The organism is Cyclobacterium plantarum (assembly GCF_011290685.1).
Lineage (GTDB): Bacteria > Bacteroidota > Bacteroidia > Cytophagales > Cyclobacteriaceae > Cyclobacterium > Cyclobacterium plantarum.
In genome coordinates, this window is sequence record NZ_JAANYN010000006.1 from 309138 (window position 1) to 332986 (window position 23849).

At 47.0% G+C, this 23849-nt stretch carries 3 protein-coding genes; 1 reads left to right on the forward strand and 2 read right to left on the reverse strand.

Translation table 11 applies throughout. From position 1 onward, the window contains the following. The first annotated feature begins 42 nt into the window (after positions 1–42). Complete coding sequence (locus G9Q97_RS15750) at positions 43–411, forward strand: BlaI/MecI/CopY family transcriptional regulator (protein ID WP_166148471.1); 369 nt, start codon at positions 43–45, stop codon at positions 409–411. A gap of 50 nt (positions 412–461) precedes the next feature. On the opposite strand, the gene G9Q97_RS15755 is transcribed toward G9Q97_RS15750, so the two are convergent. Further along, positions 462–1859, reverse strand: a complete 1398-nt coding sequence (locus G9Q97_RS15755) for a UDP-glucose 6-dehydrogenase (RefSeq protein ID WP_166148473.1) — start codon at positions 1857–1859, stop codon at positions 462–464. A 223-nt stretch (positions 1860–2082) separates the two neighbouring features. Then, positions 2083–22836 carry a PKD domain-containing protein gene (locus tag G9Q97_RS25050; RefSeq protein ID WP_166148475.1) on the reverse strand — a complete coding sequence of 6918 codons (20754 nt, stop codon included), beginning with the start codon at positions 22834–22836 and terminating at the stop codon, positions 2083–2085. Positions 22837–23849: the final 1013 nt, after the last annotated feature.

Sequence of the window (23849 nt, forward strand, 5' to 3'; positions counted from 1 at the left end):
AAATGGTTAAGTTCATGAAAAATCACCTACTTAAATAAAAATATGAGAGAATTAACAAGAGCGGAAGAGCAGATCATGCAGATCCTTTGGGACATTGAGAAAGGTTTTGTCAAGGATGTCCTGGAAAAAATGAAAACACCGAAACCAGCCTATAATACTGTTTCAACCATTATACGGATATTAGAAAGGAAAGGTTTTGTCAAGCACAATGCCTATGGTAAGTCTCATGAATACTATCCAATCGTTTCAAAGGATGAATACAGGAGTTTTACCATAAAAAACCTGCTTTCGGGTTATTTTAGCGGTTCCTTTGCCAAACTTGCATCATTTTTTGCGAAAGATGAAAAGCTTGATGTGAAAGCTGTCGAAAAAATATTGGACGAGGTTAAGGATGATGTTAAGGACAAATAATTGAATTAAAAAAGGGGATCAATTGATCCCCTTTTTTGTTTTACTTTTTTTTAATCTGCAGTGCCTATTGCATGAACCTGAAATCCGATAGCCCTCAGGGCTTCTTTATCCAATAAATTCCTTCCATCAAAAACATGGGCAGGTTTTAACATGCTATCATAAATTTTCTGCCAATCATAAGTTTTAAATTCATCCCACTCTGTAAGGACCGCAACTGCATGTGATCCTTCGCAAACCTTGTAAGGGTCAGAGCCAACTGTAAGATTTTTCCGGTTGTCCTCGGGGCTTCTGGAGCCCAGATAATCAAGATCAGAAAAAATCTGCTGTTTGTTGACTTTTGGATCGTACACTTCAATAATAGATTGTTCATTCAAAAGGTGATCTGCCACATAAATGGCCGCCGACTCCCTGGTATCGTTGGTGTCCTTTTTAAAGGCCCAGCCTAAAAATGCAATTTTTTTACCACTTACGGTATTGTACAAATTCCTGATGATTTTTTTGGAAAACCGCCTTTTCTGATGGTCATTCATAATGATCACCTGTTCCCAATAGTCAGCCACTTCATGCAATCCGTAAGACCGGGAGATATAAACCAGATTCAAAATGTCCTTTTGAAAGCAGGACCCTCCAAAGCCCACTGAAGCCTTCAGAAATTTGGGGCCAATACGCGAATCTGTCCCGATGGCCTTGGCTACCTCATTCACATCTGCTTCAGTAAATTCGCAAAGTTCAGACAGTGAATTGATAGAAGACACCCTTTGGGCCAAATAGGCATTGGCTGTCAATTTTGACAATTCAGAAGACCAAACATTCGTGGTTAGTATCCTGTCTTTAGGTACCCATCTGGCATAAACCTCAACTAGTGCCTGAATGGCCCTTTCCCCATCAGGTGTCTGATCTCCTCCAATAAGTACCCTATCAGGTTTCATTAAATCATCCACCGCCGTACCTTCTGCTAAAAATTCGGGATTAGACAAAATCTGGAAATTCAACCCATTTCCCGTATGGGTCAGGATATCTTTTAATGTACTGGCCGTGCGGACCGGAAGGGTAGATTTCTCTACCACTATCTTATCCCCTTTTGCCACCCTTGCGATTTGACGGGCACACAATTCAATCCATTTCAGATCTGCAGCCTGGCCTTTTCCCTCCCCGTAGGTTTTGGTAGGTGTATTCACAGATATAAAAATCATCTCTGCCTCGTCAATGGCCTTATCCACTTCAGATGAAAAAAACAAGTTTCTTCCTCTGGCCTCGGCTACAACTGCAGACAAGCCAGGTTCATAGACCGGAATATTTTCCACATTCGGATCGTTCCAGGCTGCGATTCTGGCTTTATTGATATCTACAACAGTAACATTAATGTCAGGACACTTCTTCGCGATCACGGCCATAGTCGGGCCTCCAACATACCCGGCACCGATACAACATATATTTCGGATTTTCATTTTTTATGTGTTAAAAACAATAGAAAATTTAAAAACAGCGTTAATTAGCAATAATAAAAATTATTTTTATTTCAAAGTCAACACTTATTTGAGTTCAGGTTTCAAAATTAAAATATTCAAACGAATATCAAAAACAAACCATTCTTTTTGATTGGATATGTAAATAAAAAAAGGGGAATCCTTTTAGGATCCCCCTTATTCAATCTAATCGGGTAATCAAGCACTAATGCACCACAATCAACCTTTGCATGTCTCTGGCTCCGGTTTGGGTGACAGTACTTACAAAGTACACGCCAGCAGCCAGATCATTTACAGGTATCTCAAATGCGTTACTGCTGACTTCATCTGCAGGCTCGTAAATGTTCACCAGCCTACCCCTCAGGTCAAAGATCCTCACTTCTGCTATTCGCTCTGTTTCATGATCAATGCTAAGGGTTACAAAGTTAGATGCCGGATTAGGATACATGCTAATGTGCAACAGCCTTTCAGCAGCTTCTTCAGAATCAGGATTGATTCCCTCATCCCAAACCGAAATCGAAATGGTTTCAGTAAGTAATGGAATACCATATTTACTGATTCGCACTTTGACTTCATACGCTCCTGCCTGCTCAAAGGTATGCTTAGGATTCTTTTCCTTGGAAGCGTTGCCATCCCCAAAGTCCCAGAAGTAACTAAGTTCAGGATCAGCTGTTCCCAGGAGGTCTCCGGAGAAGCTTACCAATAAAGGCCCATCTCCTTCCATAGGACTAGCCACCAGCATTGGGGTACTGCTTGTTTTTATCCTTGCTCCTTCAGTACTAAATCCTTCTATAGCTATTCCGGAAATAGTTGGCCTGTTGGCACTGACAGGGAAATCGATATTCATCTCTCCGTCGCTAACCACGACGTCTTCGAAGGTAAACTTGACAGGTTCATTTCCTGATTCAAGGAATAGGTCCATATCATCTTTCACCAAAACTCCTTCGATTAAGATATCAAACACCCTGTTTCCTGCACCACCTTCAAAGAACAGTTCATTGTGATAAGTACTTACAGTATAAACCCCATCCGGCACCTCAATTGCCAAGCCCAATGGTTTCAATCCATCATCAGGACCTCTCTCTGTTTGATAAAGAGGTTCTTCACTTGCAGCTGAATTTGTATAGGTGTGGTCAGAATCATAGTACACTGGAAGATTAACATCTCCAATAAAGGTTTTACCCTCAAAACTCACATCATCTGCACTACCCGTATTCAGGTACAAGGTGAAATCAGGTTGGATTTGCTGACCTGTAATTTCAAAGGCTGACAGTTTTGGTTGGTTTACACCATCCAAAGAGGAGAAATTCATGTTGAGCTCCCCATCAGTCACTGTAACTTCAAAGGTTTCGGCCAATATCGTTTGAGCACCAACTTCAGCATTGAGATCCAGGTCGTTTAATACCATGTCGTTTTCAATGTTCACATCAAATATCCGCTTACCGGTACCTCCAGTTCCTCCTGCATTCGCTCCCCAATAAATCTCTGCAAAGTGCAGGGTTACCTGGTAAGTGCCATTCGGTAAAGGAACAGCATAATCAAATACCTTCATTGGAGAACTCCGTTCGGTCTGATACAGGGCTGGCACTTCCGCATTGCTATTGGAATAGGTCTGTCCGCCGATGAAATAAGTGTCGGCCACAAAATCCCTGCCTTCATAAGTCAATGCTGGTCCTCCCGCATTTACCCTCAGTTCAAATTCCGGGTCATCAGGGATAACTACCACTGGCTCCTCTACTTCAACGCCGACAACCGCCATATCGGTAAGTCCCTCTTCATCGGTCACCGTGAGGCTTACTTCATAAATGCCCGCACTGGTAAAGGTGTAAACCGGATTGGCAGCTGTGGAGGTATCTCCCGTGCCAAAGTCCCACTGATAGGTGACAGGTCCCTCAGGATCACTGCTCGCATCTCCAGTGAAATTCACTGTCAGCGGAGCTGTTCCTGAACTGGCGGATGCCGATGCAACAGCTACCGGAGCTTCATTCTGCTTCTCTCTTATGATTTCAAAAGCAGACAGTTTGGGCTGATCCGATCCGCCTACAGAAGTCAGAGATGAGAAGTTCATATTTAATTCTCCGTCGGTCACTTCCACTTCAAAGGTTTTCGTTAATGCGGTCTGTGATCCTGCTTCCTCATTGATATTGAGATTATCCAGTACCAACTCTCCTTCTATTCCCACATCAAATACCCGCTTACCGGCTCCCTGAGGCGCACCTCCAGTGGCTCCCCAGTAAATCTCTGCAAAATGAAGCGTCACCTGGTAAGTACCGTTCGGTACAGGTACCACATAGTCGAATACCTTTGGAGAAGAACTCCGCTCTGTCTGATACAGGGCTGGCACTTCCGCATTGCTATTGGTGTAAGACTTGCCGCCGATAAAATAAGTGTCGGCCACAAAATCCCTGCCTTCATAAGTCAATGCTGGCCCTCCCGCATTTACCCTCAGTTCAAATTCCGGATCATCAGGGATGACTACCACTGGCTCCTCTACTTCAATGCCGACAACCGCCATATCGGTAAGTCCCTCTTCATCGGTCACCGTGAGGCTTACTTCATAAATGCCCGCACTGGTAAAGGTGTAAACCGGATTGGCAGCTGTGGAGGTATCTCCCGTGCCAAAGTCCCACTGATAGGTGACAGGTCCCTCAGGATCACTGCTCGCATCTCCAGTGAAATTCACTGTCAGCGGAGCTGTTCCTGAATTGGCTGATGCCGATGCAACAGCTACCGGGGCTTCATTCTGCTTCTCTCCTATGATTTCAAAAGCAGACAGTTTGGGCTGATCCGATCCGCCTACCGAAGCCAGAGATGTGAAGTTCATATTTAACTCTCCGTCGGTCACTTCCACTTCAAAGGTTTTCGTTAATGCGGTCTGTGATCCTGCTTCCTCATTGATATTGAGATTATCCAGTACCAACTCTCCTTCTATTCCCACATCAAATACCCGCTTACCGGCTCCCTGAGGCGCACCTCCAGTGGCTCCCCAGTAAATCTCTGCAAAATGAAGCGTCACCTGGTAAGTACCATTCGGTACAGGTACCGCATAGTCAAATACCTTTGGAGAAGAACTCCGCTCTGTCTGATACAGGGCTGGCACTTCCGCATTGCTATTGGTGTAGGACTTGCCGCCGATGAAATAAGTGTCGGCCACAAAATCCCTGCCTTCATAAGTCAATGCTGGTCCTCCTGCATTCACCCTCAGTTCAAACTGTGGATCATCAGGGTTGACCACTACTGAACCAACAGTTATTTGTATTTCATCAGAATCTTCCAGTCCAAGGGCATCCGTTACTGTCAGGCTCACCAAATAGGTTCCTTCCTGATTGAAAGTAAAAGTCGGATTTGGTTGGGTGGAAATAAATCCATTGCCAAAATTCCACAGGTAAGTAAGCGATCCTTCCTGATCACTGCTTCCATCCCCCGTAAAGTTCACCGTCAACGGCAAACTTCCTGAGGTTACATTCGCAGCTGCAACAGCGACTGGTGGCTGATTGGCGACCACACTTATGGTTAATGTAGCCGTATTCGTTTCACCCAATTCATCCGTTACGGTCAGAGTTACCTGATACTCGCCTGCCGATTCGAAGGTATAGGTCGGATTGGCCGCCGTTGAGGTGATTCCGGTTCCGAAATCCCAGGCATAGCTCACTTCTCCTTCTGCATCACTGCTCTCATCTCCAGTAAAGTTTACGGTCAAAGGCGTGGATCCTTCAGTTACATCTGCCGACGCTACCGCTACCGGAGGCTCATTCGTTACCACCGAAATATTCAGTGTGGTCGTGTTTACAGCACCCAGTTCATCGGTTACGGTCAATGTCACTTCAAAATCTCCCGGATCGGCAAAGGTATAAATAGGATTAGCTTGAGTGGAAGATATTCCGGTTCCAAAATCCCAGACATAGCTCACTTCGCCTTCTGCATCACTACTCTCATCTCCGGTAAAGTTTACGGTCAATGGAGCAAAGCCTTCGGTCACATCTGACGAAGCTACGGCTACAGGCGCCTCATTGACTGCCACTGCAATGTTCAGTGTGGCAGTATTAGTAGCTCCAAGATCGTCCGTCACCGTCAGGGTGACTTCAAAATCTCCCGCAGATTCGAAAGTGTAAGTCGGATTAGCTTCCGTGGAAGAAATTCCCGTTCCAAAATCCCACGCATAACTCACTTCGCCTTCTGCATCACTACTCTCATCTCCGGTAAAGTTTACGGTCAATGGAGCGAATCCTTCGGTCACATCTGCGGAGGCCACAGCTACAGGCAATTCATTGGCTGCCACCGCAATGTTCAGCGTAGCTGTGTTGGTAGCTCCAAGTTCGTCAGTTACCGTCAATGTCACTTCAAAGTCTCCCGCAGATTCGAAGGTGTAAGTCGGATTAGCTTCCGTGGAAGAAATTCCCGTTCCAAAGTCCCATGCATAGCTCACATCGCCCTCTGCATCGCTGCTGTTATCTCCGGTAAAGTTGACCGTCAATGGGGCGATTCCCTCAGTTACATCTGCTTCTGCCACAGCTACAGGGGGTTCATTGGCCGATGTAGCACCTACTATGGCGATACCAGAAATACTTGGCCGATTGGCACTTGGATCAAGCGTAATATCCAGTAAACCATCCGAAACTTCAATATTGGTGAAAGTCAATTTAAGTGGTTCATTTCCTGATTCCAGGAAGAAGTCCAAATCATCTTTTACAAGCTGACCTTCCATCAACACATCAAACACCCTGCTTCCGGCGCCTCCACCAACGACTTTACCAAAATACAATTCATTGTGGTAAGTGCTCACGGTATAAGTACCATTTGGCACTGCTATACTTAAAGTAACCGGTGCCAGATTGGCTCCTGAACCTCGTTCCGTCTGGAATAGCACATCCGGACTGGCAGCTACATTGGTGTAAGTATGATCGGTATCATAATAAGGGGGTAGATTTACATCTCCCACAAAAGTTTTACCCTCATAACTCACATCCGCTGTTCCACCCGTATTCAGGTATAGCGAAAAGTCAGGTACAACCGGCTCTTCAGCCACACTTATGATTTCAAAAGCAGACAATTTGGGTTGATCTGTTCCTCCATCTGCCGAAAGCGCAGAGAAATCCATGTTCAATTCCCCATCAGTAACCTCCACTTCAAAAGTTTGCGTAGTGGGTGTTTGAGGTCCAACAGCTGCATTGATGTCATAATTATCCAGAAGCAGTTCCCCCTCAATGCTCACGTCAAAGACCCGCTGACCTGCTGTTCCAGTGCCACCGCCTCCGGTAGCGCCATGAAAGATCTCTGCAAAATGCAGGGTGACCTCATAGGTACCATTGGCCACTGGTACATTGTAGCCGAATACTTTCGGTGTTGAGCTGCGCTCGGTCTGGTACAATGCAGGTACAGTAGCACTGGCATTGGAATAGGTTTTTCCACCTTCAAAATAATTATCAGCAGCAAACACATTCCCCTCAAAAGTCACTTCCGGACCACCGGCATTCACCCTGATTTCCAGAGAAGGCTGCAGGCCAGGATCAGTAACCACGACCTGAATCTGCTGAACATCTTCGTTTCCATTTGCATCCGTTACGGTCAGGGTTACATTATAGGTTCCTGTCTGGGTAAAGGTATAGTCAGGATTCGCTTCGGTAGAAGTATCACCGTTTCCAAAATCCCACAGGTAAGTCACTTCACCCTGATCATCACTGCTACCATCACCATTAAAAGCTACTGTAAGCGGCGCATTCCCCGTGGTCACACTCGCATCCGGTATAGCTACCGGTGGAAGGTTCTCCTGCACTTCGATTACCAGGGAGGTTTGCGCACTTTCTCCGGTATCATCAATCACCGTCAAACTTACCGTGTAAGTACCGGGGTTATTAAAGGTATGGACAGGACTTACCATCGTAGCAGTGGCTTCATCATCAAAATCCCAGGCATAGGATACTATACTGCCATTGGCTTCCGACTCACTGCCATCAAACTGAACTGTCAACGGAGCAATTCCCTGCTGCACATCTGCAGTTGCGACAGCTATCGGCTCTTCCAAATCCACTACTTTTATCTGCACAGTAGCTGAACTTTCAAGACCGCTGTCATCAGTAAGTGTAAGTACCACGTCAAACTCACCTATATTGTTGTAAGTATATGTTGGATTTGGAGCTGTGGAATTGTTTCCATCTCCAAAGTCCCAGGCATAACTGACGATCTCGCCTTCATCTGAAGAATTCTCACTACTGAACGCGACAGTAAGTGGCACCCTTCCCTCCGTAACATCTGCGTCCAATACCACCACCGGAGCCTTATTAATTAGCAAGCTCATGGTTGCGTCTGCTGTCAAACCATTAAGGTCTGTAGCAGTGATTACCAGATCGTAATTGTTTTCTTCATCTTCTGGAACTGTTCCTGACAACACCCCTTCATTATTTATGCTTAACCAGCCTGGCAAAGAAGTTCCGCCAGCTAGTGTAGCTGTGTATTGCAGTTTGTTGCCGGGATAGCCCTTATCAAAGGAGCCTGAAAGATCGGTGCTGAAGGTATCTCCAATATCTACCAGATAATCCTCAATGGCTTCGGCTGTAGGTACAGCTTCCGGCCTGATGTTGATGTAGTAGAAGGTATTGTCGTTCCAGTCGCAATTGGCTGATCCTGCCCCGCAACCATTCTGCACAAAATCCTGAAGCACGATGTATTCATTGGGTATGATGTTTCCATCACTGTCAATCGCCTTGTAAATTCTCAGCCCCAATAAATCCGGCCGATCACCATTGACATTATTGCCTCCACTAGAGAGGTAACCGGAAACGGAAATTCGGAAGGCCTGATTGATACTATTGGCCACATCGAAGTTAACGGTTTCATTATCATTGGCTTTTGGCAGCAAGGTCTGGTACCAATTTCCCTGGTGGCTAAAACTTATTCCACCTACAGTTCCAGTGCCATCAACTTCCACCAAACGAGATCCATTGCTGGACGGTCCCCCATGAAGGGCCGACAATTGTATGCCGATCACCGGTTTGGTTGGATCTGCCTGTACAAAATTATCGGACAGGATCATGTCTCCTTCATAACCGGCATCAATGTTTGCCGGATCAGGATAATTTGAACTTGGCCGGTAAGTAATGGTATTTGGCGGATCAATGGTGCCATCGTCATTGACGATACTCAGCATGCTGGTTTTGAAGCCAAAGGCATCAAAGACCTGCTGGGCATCAATCTCTTTTCCACCTTCAGGTACCGGTACATATCCGCCATGCAGTGTTGCCATGGCCTTGATCCCATTATCGGCATTGCTGACAATTTCTATACTCTCTTTCATCAGGATTGTATTGTTGCCATTCACTCCGATAAATGTCAAGGACAAATCTCTGGATTCGCCTGGCTGGATAACCAAAGGCAGTGTAGTAGATTCAATTCCCTGCGGTACAATATTGTAGATGAAACGGTTTTCATCCGAAATATTGATCTCCTCGATCACCAATGGCTCAGTTCCCGTATTGTTAAGTCTCATCACATTGCCGTCATGGAACCTGGCACCCGTAGAACCGGTATTGTTAATCTTGTAGAAGGTGAAGTAATTCTCTGCAGGGAAGCCCCTGTCTGTGCCCGGAACCTTGGTCATGTTTTCAATTTCGACCAGTGCCCCGGAGGGTTCCTCTATGCTAAAGGAATAATTTCTGGAAGTCACATTGCCATTGCCATCCTCGGCTTCTACCAATAACTGGTAATCTCCGGCATCGCTTAGAACAAAGGCTGAGGTATAATTCTCAAATGATCCACCGTTGATGCTGTACTGCAGGCTAACGATTTCTCCGCTTTCGCTCTGGTCAGCAGCAGATACAGCAATGGACACAGGCCCCCTGTAAACGCCTTCTTCAGCTTCAAGTCCTTCGAATACCGTACTCAATGTCGGTGGCAGCGCCGCCGTATTGATAGGTGCTATCCGAATATAATTAGGCTTGGCATTAACACCTTCAGGAGCCAGGCTCAACCTAAGTTTACCATCAGTAACTTCCACCATTTTGGTATTTTCGAAGAACAGGAGATTATCCGGATTACTGGCTTCCTGATTGAAATCGACCACCCGGGTACCGTTAACATCCAGTGCATGGTAACTGTCCGTAAAATCCGGATCACCTACACTGATATTCACATTGTACAGACCATTGGGAAGATCCACCACCCAATCCCTTTGAGGATAGGTAGCTGCTGTTCTATGACCAATGATGGTAAAGGTATTCAATAAGGGTTCCTCATTGGCTACCGTATTTCGGTTTCTGCCATTAGCACTGGCGTCTGCCGGCGTCTCCGTATTTGGAAGCACCCATCCAAAGTTCAATTGTCCCAAATCGGTGGTCTGCAATCCATAAGGAGCCCCCAGATCATCGATATATCCCTCAGGGGATTCGGAAACCTGCTCCGGTGTCTGGAAATTAAACTGATATACATATACAGCTTCCTGGGTAATATTCACCCTCAATTCCAGTACAGCGGCTACATAATTAGGAGCATCTGCTGTAAGCTCGACAGTATAATTTCCTATGGCCAGACCAGCCTTGTCGAAGCTAATTTCAAATGGTGTACCCAATTCGAATGTCTCTGGCAAAGTGAGTCTTGGATCTGAACTGCTCAAATTTACTTCTCCGGCAGTCAATCCACCATTAGCATTCAAGGTAATTTCCTGTGTGATTGGATCACTGTCATTTATCGTGCCGTTCAGACTCAACACTTCCGGATCAAAATTCAACCTCAAAGTCCCGTCTTCAAAAGGAATGACATTGTCTATGACAAACATGTAATCCTGATAATCTCCGTTTGAAGCATCCTCAAAGGTGATCAGGTAGCTGTTTTCCACCAGGTTGCCTTCCCTGTCTTTAACAGGGTAGGTTCTAACCCTTCTGGCAACCCCTTCGGTGTTAATGTCATCCTCAGTATAATTGGTTCTGCCAAATACATTTGAAGTAACATACACTCCGAATACCGCTCCCTGAGGGTCAAAGTTATCCGTTCCATCCGAAATATCCGGATAGAGGGTTTGGTGTTGCCCAAATACACCGGACATCACACCTACTTCGTTCAATGTAATCTCCTCATCTCTGGTGTACCAGCCAAAAGGTATGCCTTCGTTTGGAGAATACCTGCCCACAGGGGTAATATTCACCTGACCGGGGCCGGCCTTCACCCATTGCTGCACCAGCACTTCCTCTCCTTTCAATACAGCTTGTGTACCATCGGACAGACTGGTCCATCCCACATCGATGCCTATTCCCAAAGCATCCACCACATCCTGCAAAGGAGGTTCATTTCCACCTTCATATCCTGTTTTCTTCAGGGCATGCAGGCCAACTTCAAATATAGGTTGATCGGGATTATCGGTAGCGATTTCCAATACCGCTTCCTGGTAGCCCAGGTTACTGTTATTGAGATCCGGAGCATAGGTCACAGTATAGGTGACATCCTCTCCCGGTTCCAGCGTGATGCTGCCGGCTGGTGTCACCAGATCGTACTGATCTGCAAATGCTCCTGCTACCGCTACCCCTGTAATGGTCAGACTTTCGTTGCCTTCATTTGTCAGAAGCACAGACTTGCTTTGAGACTGATCACCCTCAGTATTATTGGTGGTTTCAAACAACAGCTCGTCAGGTTCTGCAACCAATTCCGGTTTCAAAGTGGCCGGAATTGCCGCCCGCAATAAGGTAAGCCTTGGAATACCATTGTTATCCCTGTCATATTCGGAAATATAGATGTTTCCTGTTTTGGGGTCTTCTACCAAATCCAAAGGATCATCAAATCCGCCCAAACCAGGTATTTGGTTGTATACTTCGCCGATGTTGCCATTGTTGTTCGGCTCCATAACGAAGATATCATCCTGACCGCTAAACCTTACCACCATCAACAATCCCTGCAACTTGCCTTCAAAGGCATCACTCTTGTATTCAATTACTCCGTTTGGAGACTTGTTGTTTCCAAAATCGTAGGCAGGGGTTCTGTAGTTTGGATCCGGACCCAAAGTGGTTGGGTATTTGGACACATCCCTGTACGGTTCAGTTTCCTGACCGGGCACACCACTGTATGGCAAGCCGCCATGATTCAAAATAAACTCTCCCCTGTATGGATTGGGGTGTCCGTGATAACTTCCTCCCTGGGTTTTGAACAACCAGTCCTTCTGGGTTTCACCGCCCGTAAGTGCAGGTGCAAAAGGAATACTGGTCAGCCCATCAATTCTCCTGGCCAGCGGGTAGTCGGCTGTTGATGGAGAATTCGGCGAATTGTTGTTGTTACCGGCAGTTCCGTTGGTGGGTACGTATAGCCATCCATTGGAGTGCCAGATCAAATCGTATGCATTTCGGATACCAGTGGCAAATATGGTCACCGGAGAATCAGCGGAATAAGGGTTATAGGTCGATCCATCCCCCATCAACAGTCCGTTTGCCGGAGCTGCATTGATCACTGCAATATCATCGGTAGTGTACACACTTAGCGGCAAGTTTGCCGGTAATTTATCCAGGTCTACTTTCAGTACAGCGGCCGCAAGCAATCTCTCCGGACGGTTGTTCCATGCCGGATCAGGAGCTCCTCCTGCTGAATTGCTTCCCTGAGCGATGTACAATATGCCTTCTCCATCAAAGGTGACGCTATTGGTCAGGTGATCTTTGGTGGATCGGGGCAGGTGAATAACCAGGTCTTGCACAGTGGAAAGATCCGGGCCCGACAATCTGGTAAGTTTGCCATCCCATGCCGGACCATTGCTCAGCGATGCTGCACTATGGGTCACGTAGGCGATCAGGTTATCCGCAGTGGAAGCCGGATCAAATGCCAATCCTATGATCAGCCTGTCATCTCCGGCATTGATTCCGGTTTCAGGATGCGGAGAACCAGTCAACTCAGGAGTCAATACCTCCAGATTACTTAAGGTTCCATCTGCTTCCATATCCCATCTGAAGATCTCTCCATCTCCCTGGAAGTTTCCAACGGTACTGGCGTACAATTTACCATCAGGACCTATCACCAGGCTGGAGAACCTTTCGTTTATTGTTCCATCTCCCAGTTCGACTCCTCCGGGAACAGCTGTAAAGGCCACACCCTCCAGATCTCTTTCAGGAACAGGCAGATCAGCCAGGGTACCAGTGGTAAACCTGGATTCAAAAGTTGCAAAGGTCAGCCTGTCAGAAAGATCCCCTGAACGGTTGGCTTCCACTCCTGATATTCTGAAAATATAAGTCGTGTTTTCTTTCCAGTTTCCGGTCGGTGTCAAAGTAATGGCATCTCCTCCACCCGTATCGTTGGAGTTACTTGGGACCAATACCTCCCCATCCAAGGTCAATTCGTACAAATTGACATTTCCGGCAAGGGTACTGTTATCCAATTCGTATCCATCAGGGGTGAGAATTTCCACATTCACCTGTAAGTCATTCAGGGATACGTTGGTTGCATTATTCGAAGGTGTCACATTGGTGAATACCGGAATATCGGAACCCGATGTCTGAACGATTTCCAGAGAATGGATTTTAGTATTGAAACCTCCCTGTGCATCTAAGGTCAACCTTCCATCAAGCACGTTCACCGTAACGGTGGCACTTGTCATTCTGCTTGCCGCACCATCAACTCCTGTAGGTACAAAACCACTTTCTGCATTCACACCCTCTACATTGATGGTATGGGATGGAGTGGTTCCTTCCTGGGTGTCCAATTGCGGATCACCTACCCCTATGGTGACTTCATAAGTTCCATTCGGTACATCCATTTCCCAGACACCTTCTGTATTGACACCGTTTGTGCCGCCCACATCCCCGTATTGCAGGTGAATAATGGTATTCTGAATGAGGTCCACACCTGGCAGATCCCTGTTACGGGTATTGTCTGTCAGGTTAAGTCCGGTCAGCCCATTGGTGGTCAACCAGCCATAGGTCCTTCCTTCTCCACGGTCACCATAAGCCGCACCGCTATCTCTGATATATCCTGCAGGAATATCATCAATCGGTCTGGAGAAGTTGATCTTGACCGGATCAAAATCCGTGTCCGGCAACTGGTCAGGAGTTACGGAGAATTCGGTAAATGTATACTCTACTTCTGCCACTGCTTCCCTTCTTTTGCTGGCAAAAACACCGGCAAAAGTCAGGTCATTATGGGCTGGATTACCATTGAGGTATACCGCAGGAAGAACTACGTAACCAATTTCTGTTTCCGCACCTCCATTGAGGCTGTAATAGCCCGTTAGTAAATTATTTTCTACGTCTACGTACAAGCGCAGGGTGACAGCACTGCTGTGAATTCCAGCAACGTTTGTCGCCTGCACATTGTTTGCAGCATCCGCAGGCGCCAGTCCGTTGATTTCACGCAGAATTTCCAGTTTTCCCCCGTTGGCAACCACCAGTTTCACAAAATTATCCTCGTTCAATCCGAACCAGATACCTGCCTGTTCTGAATTATCAGTTCCATCGCTGAATGGATTGACTACGGTAGTCCGGATACTGAAATTCCCATATCCTGTGGCATCCAATCCAACACCCAGGGTATTGATCTGGGAATTGACATCAGTGCTGGTAGTATTGGTGGTACCGTTCGTCCTGTAAGCAATACCATTGGCGGCATTGATCAGAAGGTTTCCGTTGCTCAGCTCCAGTCTTTCCGGCTCGTAACCCGGTACATTTGGATAGGAAACAGGTGCATCTGCTTCCAGACGGGCAGAAGGACTATCCACCATGGTAAACCCGGTGTTGCCCAATCCACCTTCGTCTCCGCTAAACTGCAGACTAAATGGCAGAGCTACTTCCAGCTCGTCACAATCCAGCAAGCTTATCGGTGAGCATCCTGTAGAAGCTCCATCAAATGGCCTTACATTTCTGGCAATGACCACAATGTCCTGATAATCAAACCCACTGACATGTTCTTCTGTGGCAATAATATAAGCATTGGACTCGCCCGGTAAAGCATAGACCCTGATATGGTGAGGAATGGCCCCACTAAAGGTATTCAGGGCATCTTCACTGTAAAGGAAGCGGTTGCCAAAGAAAGGCCACCTGTTGTAAAAACCAAAGCTTCCCGTACCCGGATCGAAGGAAGTAGTGCCGTTGATTACCGGATTCAAGGTTTGTCCATTTCCTGATAGGATATTCTGTGCAGTGAAAAGTTCCTGTGTAGAACCACCATCCGTACTGTTGTACCAACCAAATCCTACTATTGGATTGTTGTTCTCGGGACCATATATGCCCAGTACCTCAATTTCTACCGGGGCATCTGTGGCCCGCTGGAAAAACTGGATATCCAGTTCATCGCCCAGCAGGTTATTGTAAGACTGACCGGCAGGCAGGTTGATCAGGTTGGTGGCCGGATCGTTATCTCCTACATCGATCAGTCCCTGACCCAGTTGGGTATCCAGAATCCATTGCAGGGAAGGCTCATTACTTCCTCCATTACCTGTTTTACCCAATCCACTCAAACTGATCTGAACCGGTTCTGCACCATTCCCTGAAAGGGTAAGCTGGGCAAATTTTGGTCCGTTGGTAGTTGGGTCAAAGGTAATGGTAAATGAAGAGCTGTTCTGAGTAGCCACCGTGGCAGGAAGTCCCAAAACAGAGAATTGATTGCTATGGGTACCGCTGATTTCAGCAGTAATTCCCTCCAGCGGCGCATTGCCCAGGTTAGACAATAAAATTTCCTCTGAATAAACAGACTCATCAACTCCTGAAGTGATGGCATCCCCGCTGATAGCTTCCTTGCTGACAGCAATGGAAGGTGCAGGGGCAGCCTGGTTACCAGGCTTCAGCAACACAATTTCATTCCTGGCGTAATCCGATACATAGATATTTCCTGTATTGACATCTTCGATCAGGTCCAGTGGATCACCAAATCCGGTAAATCCGGGAATACCTTCCTTAACGGTAGCAATATCTCCATTGGGTCCGTCAGGTACCAGGGCGATAATATCACTTCCTCCACTGTATCTAACAACCAAAAGGGTTCCCGTCAGGTTGCCATTTTCGGCATTGCTGCGGTATTCGATGACACCGTTTGGCGATTTGTTGAATTCAAAATCAAAGGCAGCTCCCCGGTAATTTGCATCCGGATCCACACCATTATAATTGTCCACATCTGCGTCACCACGGTTCAGAACAAACTCTCCGCGGAAAGGATTGGGATGGCCATAATAACCTAATCCGGAAGAAGGATTCATTCTAAACAGCCAATCCCTTTGCGTATTGTTGTTGTTGGCAGCAGGAATTGGAGGAAAATCAGGATCGGAATGATCGTAAATGCTGCCATCAGGCCTTCTGGTGCCGCTGACCGAGGCAGGCGAATTGCTGCCTCCTGCGGTACCATTGGCTGGCACATATAGCTGACCATTGGAATGCCAAACCAAATCATAGGCATTTCTCACACCCGTAGCAAACAGCGTCAGGGGTGCATCCACATAATAGGGATTGTACATGCCATCCAGAGTTGGAGAATTGACATCTACATTGTTGATGGCCGTCTGGTTTCTGCTGGTCATGGCATCCAGTGGAAGCGTGGCAGGTAGCTTGTTCAAGTCCAGTTTCAGCGTTGCTGCTGAAAGCAGGCTTTCCTCCCTGTTGCCCCAGGCACCGTCAGGAGCACCTCCTGCACTGTTGCTTCCCTGGTTGAAGTAAAGCATGTTTGGTTCTCCGGGTCTGAAGGCAATGCTATTGGTGAGGTGATCCCTCAGAGATCTGGGCAGGTTGGTCACCAGCAATTCCTCATTTTCTAAATTCGCTCCGGTCAGTCGGGAAAGTTTTCCGTCCCAATCCGGTGCACTGCTCAAACCGGCAGAGTTGTGCGAAACATAGGCGATCAGATTTCCCGCTGTTGCCGAGGGGTCAAATTCAAGTCCCACAGCCGTTCTTCCTCCGTAAGCATTTTTCCAGCCACTGAGGGTTTGCTTGCCGGAAAGGGTCCCATCAGCATTGATGGTCCAGCGATGGATATCACCTCCTATGGTTAATCCGTACAATTTATCATCCGGACCTATGGTCAGGGTAGTGTACTTGGCACCAGACGCCACTGCTCCTTCTTTGGTGAAGGATACATTGTCCAGGTCAGTAACTGGTCCGGTGCTTCCTCCTGCCCCTGTCGTGAAAGAAGAACTAAAGAACGCAAAGGTTTCTCCGGTAAGGTCTTTTACCCCGTCTACTTCAAACACATAAGTGGTATTCGCTTCCAAAGGTAAGCTTGGCACCAGATTAATGGCATCTCCTCCACCGGTACCATTTACACTTGCTCCGATTGGTGTATTGATGCCCTGCTTGAAAAGTTTTACGGTACTGTTGGTAATTGTGCTGTTGTCCACACTGGTCAATCCATCCTCGTTTGGATTGGGCAGGAACAGGTTGTTGGCAGAAACACTGGTGTTAACAGGAACATTAACTGCTCCATCCACCGGGTTTACATCCAGAATCCTTGGTGTTTGAACACCGCTGTTAGCGGAACTGATTTGTACATAATTGATCTTGGTATTGAAACCATCGCCCGGGTCAAGCGTAAGGCGGCCATCCGAAACGGTCACCACCAGCGTAGCGCTGGTAAAGCGCGTTGCAGCTCCGGCTGCTCCGGAAGGAACAAAGCCATCAATGGCATTAAGCCCCTCTATATTGATAGAATGTGAAGGGGTATCTTCAACCGAACCATCTATGTTTGGATCACCTACCCCTACGGTTACGCTATAGGTACCATTCGGTACTTCAATTTCCCATTTGGCATCAGGAAGGTATCCATTGGCGGCATTGTCTGAAACATTCCCGTATTGCATGTGAGAAAGGGTGTTTTCCAGAACGCTCACGCCTCCTACTTCACGGTTCCTTCCGTTCAGGGTAAGATCTGCCGGAGAATCATCAGCCGCATCCAGCCAACCAAAATTGAAGCCACTGCCTCTATCCCCATAGGCATCCCCAGCATCCCGGACGTATCCTGAAGGTGCTGCCGTTTCCGGATCAGAGAAGTTGACGTTCAAATCAAAATCAGGTGTACCGGGATCAACAGATGCTTCAGTGATCTCAAGGCTCACTTCCATTTCTGCATTGGTATAGCCCAAATCAGGCTGGTCGATTGCAATAACCGTGGTGGAATAGACACCCACAGGCAAATCTTCTTTGATGGTAAATTGAAGCGATCCAAGACTAGGGTCTCCCGGAAGGATCAGCCAGTCACCGGAATCCGGATCATCAGACAGCACCACATCGGGCGTTCCAAAGCTGGAAATCAAATCGACTACCTGTGGAGCAATGGCAGCACCCTGCTCACCCGCAAAAGTCAATTGTGAAACAGAGAATCCCAGACTCAATTCCGGACTTACCTGCTCCACGGAGAAGTAGGCAAAATCCGTATCAAAAGGTGTACTGCCATTCCTGTAAGAAGCATAAATCCCTGCAAAGGCCGTACCTTCATTGTCCCCTACGCTGATTCCATCCAGGTATTCCTGTGGCAGCACAAGGGCATCCAATCCGGTCTTACTTAGCTGTACAAAGGCTCCTGCTCCTATGGCATAATAACCTTTGATGCTCATATCTGATGGATCGATGACCAATCTCAGGGTCACATCCTGCCCGGCTACACCCACATCATTGACCTGAATCTGGTCAGGTGAGGTGGCTCCGTTCTCGGACAAGGCATTGATTTCCCTTCGGATCTCCACATTGTCTGCATTGACATTCAGTTTGACAAAATTATCTTCATCCAGGCCAAACCATATTCCGGACTGCGCCGAGGTGCCCACAGTATTGATGTTCAGCAATTGCGTTTCAATCACCAATGGCTGGCTCAGGTCAGTCAGACCAACTCCCAGACTATTTACCTGAGTATTGGTATTGGCACTTTGTCCTGGATTCAGATAGGCAATGCCTTTGGAGGCCGTCAAGGTAAGGTTACCCCCGTTGATATTGATTTTTGAAGGCTCATAGCCAATTACGTTTTCATATGTTACCGGCAAATCGGCTGCCAGGCGGTCTTCGCTATGCGGGTCAACCATGGTGAATCCGGTGCCTATTGCATTGGCATCCGGCAATCCTCCCTCAGTGCCATCAAATTCCAGACGCAAGGTAAGGGCTTTGGGAATGCCATCACAATCCAGTAAACTCCATGGAGAACAGGGTAATGGATCCGCTACTTCTACCGAAGCCGTCCATTCCTGCACACTGCCGTCTGCTGCCGTTACCGTGTAAACTACCGGATTGCTGAAATCCTGCGCCACTCCGCTTTCAGGAGAAGAACTCGCTCCTGCTGAAAGGGTAAATTCAGGGGCAAGAGCCGTTACATCCGTGCCAAATGGCACTTCTACATTCACAGCAAAATTGGCCGCATCCAGCGTGCTTTCCCCTATATCTCCCGGCAATGCAAAAGTCAACAGGGACTTCTCATCACTCAGGCTGGTGGAAACAGAAAGACCTGCCTCCAGCAATGCCGGCGCAAATCCCTGCGCAGTGGCAATAATGGTATTGTTTCTGCTATCACCCTCGTTTAGGCTGGCTGCAGTCATATTAAATTCTATGGCACCAGGTGCCGTTGCCTCCGGCAATGTCAACCAATCGTTGCTGCCGGTAATAAATTTGCTCTCCGTATTGACGTTGTCATCAATCACCAGGCCGATGTTGCCCGCTCCGCTTCCGCTAAGCGTGCTGCTGAACACTCCTGTGGATCCGGGTTCCAGACTGCTATTTACTGCTGCAGGATCGAAACTCAACTGCCCACTGGCAGCGGTACCCGTGCTGGCCATTATTTCAAGGTAGGTGATTTTGCTATTGTATCCGCCAAGGCCGGTGATGGTCAGAAGACCGTCGTTCACTTCAACCGTTATGGTACCGGTCCTGGTTTCTCCCTCCTCGGGCACAAAGGCCGCTATGGCCGTATAACCTTCCACTGTGGCACTGTGGCGGCTGTCCAAATCGGAGCCCGCATCGCCCAGGCCAACGGTCACTTCATAGATTCCGTTGGGAACTTCCATTTCCCAGATCAGTTCATTGCCTCTCGGCTGTCCTGACCAGGACTGAACGCCTCCAGTTGCATTTATAATGTTGTCTCCCTGGAAATGTACCAGTGTACCCTCCAGTTTTTCCTGGTCGGTAGCGGACGCATAGGTTCCGGATATGCGGTTTCTTCCCACGCCAGGACCGTTATTGGCCGCCTCATCAGAAGCGTCAATCGGAGTTCCGTCAGCTTTCAGTTTCCAGCCGTAGGCATAATCCGTTTCTTCAAAAGTAAGGGAGGCATTCCCAAACTGCTTGCCGTAATCTACCAGGTAGCCGGTAGGAGGTGTGGTCGTTCGGTCCTGGAAGTTGATCCGGGCCGCAAAACCCTCCGCTACTTCTACCGTAACCGTCCATTCCTGAACGCTGCCGTCTGCTGCTGTTACCGTGTAAAGCACCGGATTGCTGAAATCCTGCGACGTTCCGCTTTCAGGAAAAGAACTTGCTCCTTCGGAAAAGGTGAATTCAGGGGCCAGTGCCGTAACATCCGTGCCGAAAGGCACTTCCACATTCACCGAAAAATTGGCCGCATCAATCGTGCTTTCACCTATATCTCCCAGTAATGTAAAAGTCAGCAGGGACTTCTCATCGCTCAGGGTTTCTGCTTCAATTTCTTCGGTCACCACCTCAGAATAATCCGTACTCAGGCGCACCGGCCCGATTTTGGCATCGTTGGTAGATGCTGAACTGATAAACAAACGGCCGATTTTTGGGGTACCCGATACCGTTTGCGCACCTGCATTCGTCCAGGTATTGGCACTCTCAGTCAATTGAGGATCAATGGTCCATTGGTAGGTAATGTTGGAACCACCGTCCCAGACACCTTTGACCAAAAATTGTATGGTTTCATCAAATGCTACTTCTGCAGTACCATTGTCAGAACCTGGTCCACCCAGCCCCAGACGGGCAATCAGACCTGTACTTCCTCCCTTGGCCATTTGCAGCCTGACCCATGGGGTAGCGGGCGAATCCTCGTCTATTCTTATTGCCGTCCGGATCCTGTCCCCGGCACCGGCACCAAAACCACTGATGTTGAAATAGGTGGCAAAATAGAAAGGCACATTGGGGGTAAGGCTTACAGGGTTGTCTGTCAAAGGGATCAGGTCATGGGCATGATTACCCAGAGAAAAATCCAAGGAATGACTGGTATTGGGGGTCAACCCTTCATTCAGCACCGGAATGGAGGCATCCCCCTCATTTTCTTTCAGCCATTGGCCGGGTGCAATCTCATGCAGGTTACCGGTACCATAGCCATCAAAATTTTCTATAAAGGAAAAATCAGCCGGCAAAGCAGAGACAGTTACAGTCCAGTCTTTCTGGCTGCCATCTTCCGCTGTAACCGTGTAGGTCAGCGCTGAGCTAAAGTCCTGCTCCTCTCCGGATGCCGGTATGGAGCTGGCCAGATCAGAAAGGGTAAAAGCAGGTGTCAAAGCAGTCAGATCGGTACCGGATACCACGGTAACTTCAATTGTTCCTGCTGTCTGATCAATCACTGCATCTTCTACCTGCTCCGGCAGGGTAAAATTGAATATGTCTTTGTCTGAACTGGCAGTCAAAGGTAAAATTTCAATGGCCTGGATCAGGGCATTGTTGGCTGAAGCAAGGAACTGCATGTTCAGTTCTCCATCAGTAACCGTTACATTGTTTTGGGTAATTCCCAGCACACCTTTTCCGTAAAGCGCAAAAAGATCCAGGTCATCCTGCACCACTTCACCCTCAATGATGATATCAAAAATCCTTGCCCCCGGTGCCTCCTGGTAATTCTCTACCATGTGTACACGCACGGTATAGTCTCCGTTGGCTATGGGAAAGTTGTAGCTGAAGTTTGCTCCAAACCTGCGTGGAAAATACAGGTCCATATGGCCTCCTGGTACAAGGTAGGGTTCTTCAATTTGAGTCAGGGAAGCCTGGGTTTCTAAAGTTTCGACCAGGAAAGCCGTGTTTTCTGCTACAAACAGATCGCCATCCTTGGTATAATCAAATCCTGCCACATTCATTCGGTAAGGAATGCTGATCAGGTCGGGCTCAACCACAGGCTCAGCTTCAATGGAAAAATCCTGAAACAGCACGGTAATTGGCTCATTGGCAGCAGCATTTCTATGGCTGGTAAAAATTCCTGCATAGGTATCTCCGGAAAGGTAGGATGCAGGAACTTCCCGGATGTCTCCTTCAGGCCAGCTAACCAAAATTTCTTCTCCAGCTCCCAAACGGTAAAAACCCTGTACCGTATTGGACACAGGGTCAAACTCAAGCCTCAGGCTTATGGGTCCGGTATCGGTGCTCAGGTTGGGTGTATTGATTTCCAGAAATGCCGTCATGGTACTGGTATTGTCCATGTTCTCTACCTGCAGCTGGATTTTCCGCTGATTAGGAGTGCCGTTTTTCACCACCACCAGTTTTACATAATGGTCTTCATCCTTGCCCAGCCAGATTCCCGCCTGTTGGGAGTTGGTTCCTCCACTTACCCCAAAATCGGGATTGGTCATGGTAGTGGAAACGCTGAACTTGCTGGCAGGGACTTCCAATCCGGCACCCAGGGCATTGACCTGAGAATTGGTATTGTTGCTGGATGGAGTACCGGAAGGCTGGCTGTAAAAAATCCCCTTGGTACTGGTAATGCTCAGGCCGCTGCCATCCCTGCTGATCAGTGCAGGCTCATAGCCTGGAACAGCCGGATCGGATGGGGTGCTGAGAGGAGCACTTGGCTCCAGTACCATGGTAAATCCCGATTCGGAAAGCCCGCCCTGATCTGTGGAAAAATCAAGGTTTACCGGCAATTCCTGCTGGATCTGCTCACAGTCCAGGGGACTGATGCCCGGGCAGGGCGCTTCCCGAAAATGAAGAATATCCGGTAAGAGGTCAATCGCCTCCAGATTTCCGGATTTAACTATCCTATCTTCAGGCTCCTCTCCCGTGTCGGGATGGGCAGGATAGGCAACATTAAATTGCGTCCCTGTGGTGTTAAAAAATAACAGCAAAAAACAGAGCGCCTTGAGCAAATAAACGTGCTTCATGTGTACAAAATGGTTTGATAATGATTTTTGAGACCTTCGTTTTAATGAAGCACATTGCACTTTGACAAGGTGCCAAAGAGTACAATATCTCCATCAAACTTAATCGACTCGAAATTCAAAAAACGCTTATGTGTATTTAAAAAACAAATTATTTTATTTAAAAATATTTCAAGGAGGCATTTGACTACAATTTGTGGAAGTTTATACACATTTTTTTTCTCGAAAAAAAATTTCTTATTCTTGAATTATTCATATTAAATAAAAAACAGAATGTTTTAATAAGAAATTAGCCAGTATTAATGAAATTAGTAAAAAATATGAAAAAAATTTTTTTCGCCAAAGGATGGTTTTTTTCATTTTTATTTTTAAGAAAGCCCTAAATCGTTAGAATTTTTTATTCAAGAGGGGAATAATATAAATTTTAATCGAGCTCACTAAATATAACTAAAAAAATATTTTATTGTCTTTAACTATAATTATATTGCAGGTTAAGCTCCCGGTTTCAGTGCATGAGAGTAATGAATTTATGTATTGCCATGCTCCACTATACAAACCTCTGGTTTCGATGATTTAACCAGCCAGATAGAAAAAGTATCCCCTTACCAATAAATGGCTTCATCAAAAAAATTTACCCTATTATCCCTATTGTATTTATCAGAAGCCTTTGGTGGAAATGTACCCTGTTTTGGTTTTGTTTAACCCATGCTTTCCACCGGAAGCACAATCCCAGAAACCTGGTTAACATTAACATAATCCTTAAAACCTGAGTTCGACCTAATTTGATAATAAAATCGTCATTCCGAGGCTTTAGAGGGGGGGGGGGTTGAGCGATGGAAGCTGTGGGAATCTCTGGTAAAACGGGACTGCCAAAACATAGTACCCACAGAAAAGAGTTCGCAGTGAGGAAAAAACCGGCTTTTAATGACTTTCGTAATTCGAACTCAGTTTAAAAATACAAACTAAAAAAGGGTTTAAATCAGGTTCAATTTGGCTATATCGGCATGAAAACAAAA

Excerpts from the sequence above, each read along its gene's own strand:
- G9Q97_RS15750 (WP_166148471.1), top strand. The coding sequence starts at position 43 with ATGAGAGAATTAACAAGAGCGGAAGAGCAGATCATGCAGATCCTTTGG.
- G9Q97_RS15755 (WP_166148473.1), bottom strand. The coding sequence starts at position 1,859 with ATGAAAATCCGAAATATATGTTGTATCGGTGCCGGGTATGTTGGAGGC.
- G9Q97_RS25050 (WP_166148475.1), bottom strand. The coding sequence starts at position 22,836 with ATGAAGCACGTTTATTTGCTCAAGGCGCTCTGTTTTTTGCTGTTATTT.